The following is a 12,227-nucleotide window of genomic DNA, read 5'->3' as shown; positions in this document are numbered from 1 at the left end:
TTGGGGTCCCTCGGTTGGTGTTCACGAGGGGTTCGGAGCGGGTGGGGCGGCGGATGGGTCCCGGTTGCGGGTGACTGTGGGTGACTGTGGGTGACTGCGGCGGGCGGCTGCCGGTGGCTACGCGGCGCCGTGGTGGGCGAGGGCGAGCAGCGCGTCCTGGGGCCGGTGGTCGTGCTCCGGGGCGGGGCCGCCGACGAAGCACCGGCAGGGGCCGTCGCGGTGCACGAGGCCGGAGTGCGGCCGTGCGGCGCACGGCAGGGGGCCGGTGACGACGTGCAGCCGGGCGTCGGTGGTCGTGCTGTCGGTGTTCATGCGTCCTCCTGGCGGGGCCGCCGGGGGAGCGGCCCGAGACGGCACCGGCGGCGAGCCGGTGTCGCGGTGCCCGCGTCCGCGCGTGGTGCGCGTCCGTGGTCTCGTGTCCATCGGACGGTGTCACACGGATCTGCGGGATCCGCCACCCAGGGGTGGGTGAAATCCTCCCGTGTGGTCGGGATCACGGGCCTGGGTAGGGGTCAGGACGCCAGTCGCGCCGCCCGCCGCGCGGCCTGCTGCGCCGGGTCCGGCACGGGTGCGGCCTCGAGCAGCCGCTGCGTGTACGCGTGGTCGGGGGACCGCAGTACGCGGCTGCGTTCGCCGACCTCGACGAGCCGGCCGCGGTGCATGACGGCGACGCGGTCGGCGAGCTCGTCCACGACGGCGAGGTCGTGGCTGATGAACAGGCAGGCGAACCGCAGGCGCTGCTGGATGGACCGGAACAGCTCGAGGACGGTGGCCTGGACGGAGACGTCGAGCGCGGACGTCGGCTCGTCGGCGATCAGCAGCTCGGGGTCGAGCGCGATCGCGCGGGCGATGGACACGCGCTGGCGCTGGCCGCCGGACAGCTCGTGCGGGTACCGCGAGGCCCACGCGCCGGGGAGCTCGACGCCGTCGAGCAGCGCGGTGACCCGGGTCCGCAGGGCGTCGCCCTTCAGGCCGGCGTGCACCCGCAGCGGCTCGGCGACGGACTCGCCGATCGTGTAGCGGGGGTTGAGGGAGGCGGTGGGGTTCTGGAACACCACGCCGACCCGGGTGCGGGCCGCCCGGACGGCGCGCGGGGTGTCCCGGCCGAGCCGGGTGCCGACGACCTCGACGCTGCCGGACGTGAGGGGCGCGAGGCCGAGGGCGCACCGGCCGAGGGTGGACTTGCCGGAGCCGGACTCGCCGACGAGGGCGACCATCTCGCCGGGCTGCACGCGCAGGGTCACGCCGTCGACGGCGCGCACGACGCGCCCGCGGCGGTTGCGGTACTCGACGACCAGGTCCTCGACGTTCAGCGCCGGGCGCTCGCGGACGTCGGCGGTGCTGGGTCGCTCGGGGGCGCCGACCCGGGGGACGGCGGCCAGCAGGGTGCGGGTGTACTCCGCGCGCGGGGTGGCGAACAGGTCGGCGACGGCCGCGGTCTCGACGACCTCGCCGTCGCGCATGACGACGACGCGGTCGGCGAGGTCGGCGACGACGCCCATGTCGTGGGTGATGAGCACGACCGCCGCCCCGGTGCGGGCGCGCAGCCGGCGCAGGACCTCGAGCACCTCCTGCTGGACGGTGACGTCGAGGGCGGTGGTCGGCTCGTCGGCGACCAGCACCTCGGGGTCGCACGCCAGGGCCATCGCGATCATCACGCGCTGCGCCTGCCCGCCGGACAGCTGGTGCGGGTAGAACCGCACGCGCTGCTCGGGGTCGGGCAGCTCGACGGTGCGCAGCAGCTCGACGGCGCGCTCGTCGGCGGCGCGGCGGGTCATGCCGGGCACGTGCCGGCGCAGGGTCTCGCGCAGCTGGGAGCCGATGGTGAACACCGGGTCGAGCGCGTTCGACGGGTCCTGGAAGATCATCGCGACGCGGCGGCCGCGGACGTCCGCGAGGGCGCGCCGGTCGAGGCCGACGAGCTCGGTCGCGTCGTGGCCCGGCCCGCTGAGCACGGCGCTGCCGGTCACGGTGGCGTTGCCGGGCAGCAGGCCGAGCAGCGCGAGCGACGACACGCTCTTGCCCGAGCCGGACTCGCCGACGACGGCCAGCACCTCGCCGGCCGCGAGGTCGAAGGACACCCCGCGCACGGCGTGCACGTCGGGGCTGCGGCCGCGGTCGACGCGGAAGGTGACGGTGAGGTCCCGCACGCGCAGGACGGGGGCGGGGGCCGGGGCGGTGTCCGTGGTCACTGGTCTCCTGTCGGGGCGTCCTGCGGGGGCAGCGAGTCGCGGTAGGCCTGCCACTCGGCGAGCATCTTGCGGTGGTGGCCCGCGAGCCACTCCATGTAGTTGCGGGCGTTGACGAGCCGGCGCCGCGGGCCCTCGTCCACGTCGGGCTGCGCCGCCAGGCCCTCGTCGATGACCCGCTGGAACCTCGGCAGGTACGAGCGCTCGCCCTCCAGCCAGCTGCCCCAGATGTCGTCCTCGACGCGGAAGTAGTGGTTCCGGTCGCCGGGGATCGCGTGCCGCTGGATGAAGCCGATCTCGACCAGCCGCCGGGTGGCCGTCGACACCGCGCCGGCGCTCGCGGTGAGCAGGCGGGCGATCTGCTGCGACGACAGGTACGGGCGGTCCACGATGATGAGCAGGCCGACGATCCGGCCCTCCATGCGCGGGCTGTTCACGCCCTCCCAGGTCAGCGCGAACTGCTCGACCCAGTGCAGGGTCCCGGCCGAGAGCTCGACCTCCTCGGGCCCGGGCTCGGCGGCGGTGGCGGGGCGGTCGGGCGTGGCGTCGCTGCTCATGCGCTCACCCTAGGGACGACGGGACGGGCGCACCGGCGTCCCGGCGACGTGTCATCCCGGTGCGGCGGCGGCGGAACTCGTCGATCGGCCACGAGGTCATCCCGTTGCGGACCGCCGCGATCGAGCCGTCGTCGGCGCGCTCGATCACGACGTCCTCGCCGGCGGAGCCGAAGCCCGGCTGCCGGGCGGTGCGCAGCAGGTCGCGGCCGGCGACGGTGAGCTCGTCGTACGCGGCGGTCGGGTCGGGCGCCGCGGGGTGCAGCATCAGCAGCCGGCCGCCGAGCTCCGCGATGTCGGTGACGCCCCACAGGGCGCCGAACCGGCCGGTGTACGCGGCGAGCGGCCGGGCGTCGACGGGCAGCGGTGCGGGGTCGGCCGGGGGGTTCAGGGCGAGGTCGATCAGCTGGATCAGCCCGACGGCGAGGGCGTCGGCAGGCCCGTCGATGGCGTTGGTCAGGACGCTGACGACGAGCTTCTTCGCCGGGTCGATGTAGGTCCGCGTGATGTGGCCGGGGTAGCCGCCGGAGTGCCCGACGACCTCGCGGTCGCCGATGGTCCGCAGGTCGAGGCCGATGCCGTAGCGGCCGACCTCCTTGCCGTGCACGGTGACGACGGACTCCTGGCGGTGCAGCAGCCGCTTGCCGGCGTCGGACAGCAGGGTCTCGTCGCCGTGGAAGTGCGCGGCGCCGAACGTCGTCATGTCGCGGGCGGTGGAGAAGAACCCGGTCGCCGCGGCCAGCGCGCGGGTGTCGACGTGCTCGATGCGCTCGCGGGTGTCGGCGGCGTCGAGCAGGGCGGTGTGCCCGGCGGCGTACTGGTCGGCGCGGGCCGGGTCGTACTCGGCGCCGGTGTCGGCCATGCCGAGCGGGTCGAGCACGGCGGTGCGCAGGTGGTCGGCGTAGGGCTCGCCGGTGACGGCCTCGACGACGAGGCCCAGCAGGCCGTAGCCGATGTTGGAGTACTTGAAGTGCTCGTTGGGCCCGTAGACCTCCCCGGCCCGGCCGACCTCGGCGAGCAGCTCCGCCCGGTCGGGGAACGGGCCGTCGAGCTGCCAGAAGTCCGCGTGCTCGCCGTCGCGGATCACCCCGGCCTGGTGGCCGAGCAGCTCGCGGACGGTGCGCCCGGCCAGCGACGACCCCGCGAGGTCCGGCACCAGGGCGCCGAGGGTGTCGTCCAGGCGCAGCCGCCCGGCCTCGACCAGACGCATCACGGCGGTGGCGGTGAACGACTTGGAGTGCGAGGCGATCCGGAACAGGTGGTCGGCGCGCAGCGGCTCGCCGGTGGTCGCGTCGGCCAGGCCCCACACGTGGTCGAGGACGACGTCGTCCCCGGACCGGATCGCCACCTGGATGCCCACGGCCCGCCGGAACGCGCCCTGCTGGTCGACCCAGGAGGCGAGGTACGGCGCTGCGGCGCGGAGGGTGGCGGTGGTGCTGTCGGACATCGGGTGTGCCTCTCGGTCGGGGGTGGGTCCGCGCGGCGTCAGCCGCGGCCCTTCGGGTCGAGGACGTCGCGGAGCACGTCGCCCAGGGTGATCATCGCCAGCACGGTGACGGTGAGGAACAGGCTCGGGAACAGCAGCATGTGCGGGGACGTCTGGAAGTAGGTCTGCGCGCTGGACAGCTGCAGCCCCCAGGAGATCGACGGCGCCCGCAGCCCGAGGCCGAGGAACGTCAGGGTGGACTCCGAGACGATCACGCCGCCGACCATCGTGGTCGCCACCGCGAGCACCGGGCCGATGGAGTTCGGCAGCACGTAGCGGGCGATGATCCGGCGGTCCCGCAGGCCCATGGCCTTCGCCGCCTCGACGTACGGGGCGTCGCGGACGGCGCGGACGGACCCGCGGACGAGGCGGGCCATCGTCGGCCAGGAGAACAGCGCGAGCACGAGCGCCACGGTCACCGCGGACCGGGTGCCGATCGAGGTCAGCACGACGACGGCGCCGAGCAGGAACGGGAACCCGAGGAACACGTCGGTCAGCCGCGAGACCAGCCGGTCGGCGAGCCCGCCGTAGAACCCGGCGACCGTCCCGACCACGAGGGCCACGAGCAGCGCGAGCGCCGTGGCGAGCAGGCCGACGGTGAGCGACGCCCGGGTGCCGTAGACGACGTTGGCCCACACGTCGCAGCCCTGGACGTCGGTGCCGAAGACGTGGTCGCCGCCCGGGCGCAGGGCGCTGTCGGCGAGGTCGCAGGCCCGCGGGTCGGCCTGGCCGAACCAGCCGGCGAACGCCGACGGGACCAGCGCGACCAGCGCCAGCACGGCGAGGACGGCGGCGCACACCCAGAACAGGGGTCGGCGGCGCAGGGTGCGCCAGACGCCGCGCGGGGCGGCCACGACGGTGTCACTCATGGCGGATCCTCGGGTCGAGCACGGACGACAGCAGGTCCACGACCAGGTTCGTCAGCAGGAAGATGATGATCAGCGCGGTGGAGACGCCGACGACGGTCGGGCCCTCGTGCGCGCGGATCGCCTGGAACAGCAGCTGGCCGACGCCGGGCAGGTTGAACACGCCCTCGACCACGACGGTCCCGCCGAGCAGGAACCCCAGGTCGATGGCGAGGAACGTCAGCACGGGGATCGCGGAGCTGCGCAGCACGTGCACGCCCACGACCCGCCGCTCGCGCAGCCCCTTGGCGCGCAGCGTCCGCACGAAGTCGGACTGCAGGGTGTCGACCACCGAGCCCCGCATCAGGCGGGTGACGGACGCCAGCCCGAAGACGGCGATGACGGCGGCGGGCAGCAGGTAGGCGGTCGGCCAGCCCGCGCTCGTGCCGGCGACGGGGAACCAGCCGAGCCGGACGCCGAGCACCAGCTGCGCGGTCACCGCGACGACGAACACGGGGATGCTGGTCGCGAGGATCGTGCCGGCCAGCACCGCGCGGTCGGCGAACCGGCCCTGGCGGAGCCCGGCGACCAGGCCGAGGGCGACGCCGAGGACGACCTCGATGCCCCACGCGGTCAGCGCGAGGGTGATCGTGACCGGCCAGCGCGACTCCATCCGCGAGGCCACGGACTGGCCGCTGAAGTTCGTCCCGAGGTCGCCGGTGACCAGACCGCCGAGGTAGCGCAGGTACTGCTGGAGCACGGGCTCGTCGAGGTGGTAGCGCTCGCGGAGCTCGGCGACGACGTTGTCCGGCAGCGGCCGGTCGCCGCCGAGGGACCGGATCGGGTCCCCGGGCAGGGCGAACACCATCAGGTAGATGATCAGCGTGACGCCGAGGAACACGATCACCAGCTCGACGGCCCGGCGCAGGGCGTAACGGGTCACCGGGTCCCCCCACGGCCCGCGGCGCGGTCGGCCAGCACCCGCGACATCGCCAGCGTCGCGCCGTACTGCACGCCGACCAGCTGCTCGACGGGCAGGACGGTCAGGCCGGTCAGCGAGTCGGCCTCGGCGGTCCAGCCGGCGTAGACCTCCCGGGCCCGCGCGGCGACCCGGTGCACCCGGGCGGTGGCGAGGCCGGCGTGCACCTCGGCGTCCAGCGCGCGCAGCAGCATCCCGCCCCAGCGCAGCCGGAACATCCGCACGACGTCCTCGTTGCTGAACACCTCGGCGGCCGTGGCCGGGCGGCGCAGCCCCGGGCGCTCGGCGCGCAGCACCTCGGACCGGCCCAGCTCGGCGGTCATCGGCACGAACGCCTCGCTGGCCCGCAGGAACGGGGAGCGGATGGTCAGGTCCGGGCGGGCCTCGTCGAGGAGGCCCACCAGCGTGCCGCCGAGCGCGATCATCGCCTCTCCCTTGGCGCGCACGACGTCGGCGTAGTCCGCGGACGTCGGCGTGGTGTCGTCGGCGAGCGGGTGCGACCAGTACGGCAGCTCCGCGACGAGCGACACGGTGCCGTGCCGGCTCGCGTACGCCGACGACGAGTCGCCGCCGACCATCGAGGCGGCGTCCATCCCGAGGGAGTCGAGGTAGTCGTACTCGTCGCGCGTGCTCGACATCAGGTAGACCGCGGGGGCGATCGACCTGATCGCCGGGGACTCGGCCTCGCCCACGTCCAGCGGCAGCCCGAGCGCCCGGGGCACGGCGTGCAGCGCGGGGACGGCGCCGGGCACGTCCTCGGACAGGTAGTAGTAGACGCCGCCCAGCTCGGCGTTGTGCAGGCTGACCATCAGCTCGGGCCGGATCTCGTCGATCACGCGCATGAGCGCCTGCGTCTCGGGGATGACGTCGTCGAACCAGGCGTCCCGGTAGGCGAACGGGAACGTCCACTCCGCCTGCTCGGCGGGCGCGGGCCGGTAGAACGCGCGGGAGTACGCGGTGCGGTCCGCCGGGTCGGCGAACCAGCCCTCGTTCAGCCGGGTGCCGTCCGGGTCGATGCACGGGATCAGGTGCCAGGTCGCGTCCGAGGCTGCCAGCAGGTCCGGGTCCCCGACGAGCTCCGACGCCAGGTGCTGCAGCGTGCGGAACCCGATCGGCTCGTTGGGGTGCACGCCCGCGAACAGCAGGTGCGGCCGGGGGCCGGAGCCGATCGTGACCATCGGGATCGGCTCGCCCAGGCGGGACGTGCCGATCCTGCGCTCGCGGACCAGGTCGGGGTGGTCCGCGGTCAGCGCGCCGAACCAGGCGAGCAGCGCGTCGACGCCGGGGAAGCCGGCGACCGGGGGGACCCGGCGGGCCCGCTCGAGGACGTCCTCGAGCGAGCCCGCCGGCCCGGCGTGCGCCGTGGTGCGCCGGCTCATGCGCCCTCGGCGAGGACGACGGCGGTGTACGTCGGGTTGCCGACCGCCGAGGTGGGCAGCTCCTCGACCCGGTCCGAGACGACGTAGGAGTAGGTCTCGAAGAACAGCGGCGGGGCCGGGAAGTCCGCGATGATCCGCTCCTGCACCGCGCCGTAGGCCTCGGCGGCCGCGTCGGCGTCCGTCTCGGCGTCCGCGGCGGCGATCAGCGACGCGACCTCGGGCTCGTAGAACGGGATGCAGTTCGGGCAGCCGCCGCCGTCGACGTAGAACGCCCGCAGGGTGTTCTGCTGGCTCGGGTAGAGGGCGCCCCAGCGGGAGAAGAACGGACCGCTGATCGAGCCGGCGGTGCGCTTCTCGGCGAACTCCGCCCAGTCGGTGCTCGGCGTGGCGACCGCGTCGACGCCGAGGTTCTGCCGCAGCTGGTTCGCGATGGCCGTGTACAGCTCGTCCATCCCGGAGCCGCCGGGGTAGAAGATGTCGATCGTGCCGTCGAACCCGCCGGCCTCGTCGAGCAGCGCCTTCGCGGCGTCCGGGTCGAACGCGCACAGCTCGCCGCAGATGCCGACGGGCGTCCCCGGCTCGACGGCGGGGGTCAGCGCGGTGGCCGGGGTGAACAGGCCGCCGTAGATGACGTCGTTGATGGTCTCCCGGTCGATCGCCATCGAGATGGCCTGACGGACGCGGACGTCGGAGTAGCGGGCGTCCCACAGCGGGAGGCCGAGGTAGGAGATGCCCGCGGCCTCGAACGAGTACAGCCGGTCGCCGAAGTCCGCGGCGGCCTGGGTCTGCCGGGCGACGGGGACGCCCGCGACGTCGACGTTCCCGGCCTGCACGTCGGTGTAGGCGGTGGTGGTGTCCGTGTACGGCACGAAGGTGATCGAGTCGACCGTCGGCTCGGGGCCCTGGTAGTCCTCGTACGCCGTGACCGTGAGCTCCTCGTTCTCGGCGTAGTCGCCCTCGACCTCGAACGGGCCGTTGCCGACGGGGTGCGTGTTGTAGGCGTCGAAGTCCTCGTACGCGGACTCCGGCATCGGGTAGAACGCCGTCTGCGCCTGGGACAGCTGCATCGGGAACTGGCCGTCCGGGCCGGTCAGGGTCACGGTGAACGTCGTGTCGTCCACGACCTGCAGGCCGGACATCTCGGTGGTGGTGGGCTCGCCCTCGGTCGGGTTGAGGTCCGCGTAGCCGACGATGTTCGCGAGCTGGCCGGTGTTCTCGAACGCGTTCGGCCCGTAGGCGACGGCGTTCCACGCGTCGACGTAGGACTGCGCGGTGACCGGCGTCCCGTCGTGGAACGTCCAGCCGTCCTTCAGCACGATCGTCCAGGTGGTCGCGTCGTCGGACTCGACGGACTCGGCGGCGACGTAGGACAGGGCGCCCTCGTCGTCGGCCCAGGTCAGGGAGGACCAGACGGACATCGCGAAGTCGAACGCGATGTCCTGGCGGCCGGGGATCAGCTTGACGGGGTCGGTCACGGCGACGCGGATGCCGCCGCCCGCGTCGGCGGACGCGCCGCCGTCGGAGCTTGTCGCCGCCGCCGCCGCTGCACGCGGTGAGCGCGAGGGCGAGCACGGCTGCGCCGGCGGCCAGCCGGATCCGGGACGTTCTCATGGGTCCTCCACAGGGGTCGGCGGCGCGGGGGTGCCGCCCGGGTCGTCAGGGGGAGTGCGGTGGGGCTGGGCGCCGGGGCGGGGGAGAGCGGGGACCGGCGTCGGGGTGGGACGCGTCGCCCGCGGTGCCCGGCGGCGTGCTCGGCGGGCCGGCTGCGGTGCCGCCCAGTCAGCCCTGGCCGCGGTGGCGGCGTCAATAGCCGGACTGCTGAAAGTTCAGTAGGAAATGAAGCTTTTACGTCCGTGACACACCAGGGACCTGCCGCGGCGGGGGCCCGCGGTGGTTCGATGGCCGGGTGATCCACACAGGCGACTACGTGCTGACCGACGAGGCGCGGGTGCGCGCGATCGTGCGGGACCACGGGTGGGCGACGCTGGTCTCCACGACCGACGACGGCCCCGTCGTGTCCCACGTCCCCGTGCTGCCCGCGCAGGACGTCGCCCTGCCCGGCGGCTCCGGCGCGCCCGACCCGGCACCGGCCCCCCGGCCCCGCCGCGACGCCCACGGCCTGCCCGACCGGTTCACCGTCCCCGCCGCCCCGCTGCACGTCCTGAGCCACCTCGGCCGGCCCGACGAGCTGCTGCACCAGGTCGACGGCACCCGCGAGCACCTGCTCGTCGTCGAGGGCTCGTACGGCTACGTGTCGCCCGGCTGGTACGGCTACGCCCCCGCGGTCCCGACGTGGAACTACGTGGCCGTGCACCTCTACGGCACCCTCGAGCTGCTCGACCCCGAGGACTCCTACGCCGTGATGGCCGCCACCGTCGACCGGTACGAGGCCCCCATGCCCGACCCGGTCCGGATGCCCGACGTCGAGGGGTACGCCCGCCGGATCGCCCCCGGCGCCGTCGGGATCCGGCTGCGGGTCACCCGCTACCAGGCCAAGGCCAAGCTCAGCCAGGACAAGCCCCGCGAGGTCGCCGAGCGCGTCACCGCGGCGCTGCGCACCGACCCCCACTACGCGCACCCGGCGCTCGCCGACGCCATGCGCGCCGAGCTCGACCGCCGCGCCGACTGAGCGCCGCGCACCACCACCGCCCCGACCGAGAGAGACCCCCGTGACCGCACCGCTCGTGCTCACCCGCGCCCGCCTGCTCGGCGCCCCGCGCACCGTCGACGTCCTGCTGCGCGACGGCCGCGTGCAGGCGGTCGGCCCGGACCTCGCGGCGACGGTCGGCGCGGGCGTCGAGCAGGTCGACGTCGACGGGCGCACGGTCCTGCCCGGGCTCTGGGACGCGCACACCCACATGACGCAGTGGGCGCTGGCCCGGCAGCGGCTCGACGTGTCCGCCGCGACGTCCGCCGCGCACGCGGTGCGGATCGTGCTCGACCGGCTGGCGGCCCGCCCGCTGACGCCCGGCACCGCGCTGGTCGGCTACGGGTTCCGCGACGGCCTGTGGCCCGACGAGCCGACCGCCGCCGTGCTCGACGCGGCGGTCGGCGAGACGCCCGTGGTCCTCGTGTCCGGCGACCTGCACTGCGCCTGGTTCAGCACCGCGGGACTGCGGTACGCGGGCGTCGCCGGCCACCCGACCGGGCTGCTGCGCGAGGCCGAGTGGCTGCCGCTGACCAGCGTCGTCGACCACGTCACCGACGAGGTCGCCGACGCGTGGGTCGACGAGGCCGCGCGGGCCGCGGCAGCCCGCGGCGTGGTCGGCGTCGTCGAGCTCGAGATCACCGAGAACCTCGGCCCCTGGCGCCGCCGGATCGCCGCGGGCTCGGACGCCCTGCGGGTCCGGGCGGGCGTGTGGGAGCCGTACCTCGACGGCGTGCTCGCCCAGGAGCTGCGCACCGGCGACGTCGTCGTCGGCACCGGGGGTCTGCTCGAGCAGGGCCCGCTCAAGGTGGTCACCGACGGCTCGCTGAACACCCGGACCGCGTACTGCCACGACCCGTACCCCGGGCTGAGCGGGCCGGAGGCGCACGGCATCCTGTCGGTCCCCACCGAGCACCTGGTGCCGCTGATGGCGCACGCCCACCGCCACGGCCTGACCTGCGCGATCCACGCCATCGGCGACCACGCCAACACCCTCGCGCTCGACGCGTTCGAGGCGAGCGGCGCCCGCGGCTCGATCGAGCACGCCCAGCTGCTCACCGACGCCGACGTCGCCCGGTTCGCCGCGCTCGACGTGGTCGCGTCCGTGCAGCCCGAGCACGCGATGGACGACCGCGACGTCGCCGACCACCACTGGGCCGGCCGCACCGACCGCGCGTTCGCCCTCGCCTCGCTCGCCGCCGCGGGGGTCCGGCTCGCGATGGGCTCGGACGCCCCGGTCGCGCCGCTCGACCCCTGGCAGGCCGTGGCGGCGGCGGTCGACCGCGCTCGTGACGGCCGCGAGCCGTGGCACCCCGAGCAGCGACTCGACCTGCTGACCGCCCTGCGGTCGTCCACGGACGGGCAGCCCCTGACCCTGGCGGTCGGGGCCCCCGCGGACCTCGTGCTGCTCGACGCGGACCCGCTGCACGCGCCGGTGCTCCGGGACATGCCCGTCGCGGGCACGCTGCTCGCGGGCCGCTGGACCCACCGGGGGTTCTGACACCACCCCGCGCGGACCCGGGCGTGGTGTCAGGCGGCCGCGAGGACCTCGGCCGTCGTCACCACGCGCGCGAACCCGCCGCCGTGCAGGTTCGTCGCCGTCGCGCGCGCCAGGTCCTCGGCCCGCAGGACCGTGCCGTCGGGGCCCGCGAGGTCGAACGTGTGGGTCGCGTCCAGCGGCAGCACGACGTCGTACCCGAGATTGCCCGCCATCCGCGCGGTGGTCTCGACGCACATGTTGGTCTGGATCCCGCACAGCACGAGCTGGCGGATCCCGGCGGCGGTCAGCCACGCGTGCAGGTCGGGCGTGCCGTAGAACGCCGAGTTCACCTGCTTGTCGACCAGTAGCGCCGGCCGGGCGTCCGCGACCACCGGCTTCAGCGCGTGCCCCGGCGCGTCCGCGAGCAGCGGGGGCGAGGACACCGACGTGTGCTGCACGACGACCACCGGGCGGCCCGAGGCCTGCCACGCGTCCAGCAGCAGGCCGATGTGCTGCTCGGCGTCGGGGTTGTCCCGCCGGCCCCAGAACGAGGCGTCGTCGAAGCCCTGCTGCACGTCGATCACGACGAGGGCGGTGTCCGGGGTGAGGTCCATGCGGCCATCGTCCCGGGGCGCCGGCCCGTCGACCAGGGGCGCGACCGCCGTCCG

The 12,227-nt window shown here is 74.8% G+C and carries 11 protein-coding genes; 2 read left to right on the top strand and 9 right to left on the bottom strand.

Annotated elements, in window-relative coordinates; all coding sequences use genetic code 11:
* Positions 1 to 117: 117 nt before the first annotated feature.
* The 8 genes from AC1VL8_RS02290 to AC1VL8_RS02255 all read right to left on the bottom strand — a co-directional run bounded on the left by AC1VL8_RS02290 (position 118) and on the right by AC1VL8_RS02255 (position 8,907).
* On the bottom strand, positions 118 to 312 hold the full coding sequence (locus AC1VL8_RS02290) for a hypothetical protein (protein WP_483073967.1): 195 nt from the start codon (positions 310 to 312) through the stop codon (positions 118 to 120).
* A 200-nt stretch (positions 313 to 512) separates the two neighbouring features.
* Complete coding sequence (locus tag AC1VL8_RS02285) at positions 513 to 2,192, bottom strand: dipeptide ABC transporter ATP-binding protein (RefSeq protein ID WP_483073966.1); 1,680 nt, start codon at positions 2,190 to 2,192, stop codon at positions 513 to 515.
* On the bottom strand, positions 2,189 to 2,746 hold the full coding sequence (locus AC1VL8_RS02280; protein ID WP_483073965.1) for a GbsR/MarR family transcriptional regulator: 558 nt from the start codon (positions 2,744 to 2,746) through the stop codon (positions 2,189 to 2,191). The genes AC1VL8_RS02285 and AC1VL8_RS02280 overlap by 4 nt, the downstream gene beginning before the upstream one ends.
* A 4-nt stretch (positions 2,747 to 2,750) precedes the next feature.
* The gene (locus AC1VL8_RS02275) at positions 2,751 to 4,190 is read right to left on the bottom strand and encodes a serine hydrolase domain-containing protein (RefSeq protein WP_483073964.1); all 1,440 of its coding nucleotides are present in this window, start codon (positions 4,188 to 4,190) and stop codon (positions 2,751 to 2,753) included.
* Positions 4,191 to 4,228: 38 nt separating this feature from the next.
* Positions 4,229 to 5,098, bottom strand: coding sequence for an ABC transporter permease (locus AC1VL8_RS02270; RefSeq protein ID WP_483073963.1), 870 nt, complete (start codon positions 5,096 to 5,098; stop codon positions 4,229 to 4,231).
* Positions 5,091 to 6,017: an ABC transporter permease gene (locus AC1VL8_RS02265; RefSeq protein WP_483073962.1), complete on the bottom strand. Its 927-nt coding sequence runs from the start codon at positions 6,015 to 6,017 to the stop codon at positions 5,091 to 5,093. Before AC1VL8_RS02265 ends, AC1VL8_RS02270 begins: the two co-directional genes overlap by 8 nt.
* Positions 6,014 to 7,432 carry a M14 family zinc carboxypeptidase gene (locus tag AC1VL8_RS02260; protein ID WP_483073961.1) on the bottom strand — a complete coding sequence of 473 codons (1,419 nt, stop codon included), beginning with the start codon at positions 7,430 to 7,432 and terminating at the stop codon, positions 6,014 to 6,016. The genes AC1VL8_RS02265 and AC1VL8_RS02260 overlap by 4 nt, the downstream gene beginning before the upstream one ends.
* Entirely contained in the window at positions 7,429 to 8,907 is a 1,479-nt protein-coding gene (locus tag AC1VL8_RS02255) for a peptide ABC transporter substrate-binding protein (protein WP_483073960.1), read from the bottom strand. The genes AC1VL8_RS02260 and AC1VL8_RS02255 overlap by 4 nt, the downstream gene beginning before the upstream one ends.
* 431 nt (positions 8,908 to 9,338) lie before the next feature.
* Here AC1VL8_RS02255 and AC1VL8_RS02250 point away from each other — a divergent pair, with 431 nt between their 5' ends.
* Entirely contained in the window at positions 9,339 to 10,061 is a 723-nt protein-coding gene (locus AC1VL8_RS02250) for an FMN-binding negative transcriptional regulator (RefSeq protein WP_483073959.1), read from the top strand.
* A gap of 40 nt (positions 10,062 to 10,101) precedes the next feature.
* On the top strand, positions 10,102 to 11,580 hold the full coding sequence (locus AC1VL8_RS02245; RefSeq protein ID WP_483073958.1) for an amidohydrolase: 1,479 nt from the start codon (positions 10,102 to 10,104) through the stop codon (positions 11,578 to 11,580).
* A 29-nt stretch (positions 11,581 to 11,609) separates the two neighbouring features.
* On the opposite strand, the gene AC1VL8_RS02240 is transcribed toward AC1VL8_RS02245, so the two are convergent.
* Positions 11,610 to 12,173 carry a cysteine hydrolase family protein gene (locus AC1VL8_RS02240; RefSeq protein WP_483073957.1) on the bottom strand — a complete coding sequence of 188 codons (564 nt, stop codon included), beginning with the start codon at positions 12,171 to 12,173 and terminating at the stop codon, positions 11,610 to 11,612.
* Positions 12,174 to 12,227: the final 54 nt, after the last annotated feature.

This window comes from Cellulomonas sp. KU4C, from assembly GCF_056868065.1.
This window is presented reverse-complemented; position numbering and strand designations above follow the sequence as displayed.

Coding starts and splice junctions, on each gene's coding strand:
- AC1VL8_RS02290 (WP_483073967.1), bottom strand. CDS start 312: ATGAACACCGACAGCACGACCACCGACGCCCGGCTGCACGTCGTCACC.
- AC1VL8_RS02275 (WP_483073964.1), bottom strand. CDS start 4,190: ATGTCCGACAGCACCACCGCCACCCTCCGCGCCGCAGCGCCGTACCTC.
- AC1VL8_RS02270 (WP_483073963.1), bottom strand. CDS start 5,098: ATGAGTGACACCGTCGTGGCCGCCCCGCGCGGCGTCTGGCGCACCCTG.
- AC1VL8_RS02280 (WP_483073965.1), bottom strand. CDS start 2,746: ATGAGCAGCGACGCCACGCCCGACCGCCCCGCCACCGCCGCCGAGCCC.
- AC1VL8_RS02260 (WP_483073961.1), bottom strand. CDS start 7,432: ATGAGCCGGCGCACCACGGCGCACGCCGGGCCGGCGGGCTCGCTCGAG.
- AC1VL8_RS02240 (WP_483073957.1), bottom strand. CDS start 12,173: ATGGACCTCACCCCGGACACCGCCCTCGTCGTGATCGACGTGCAGCAG.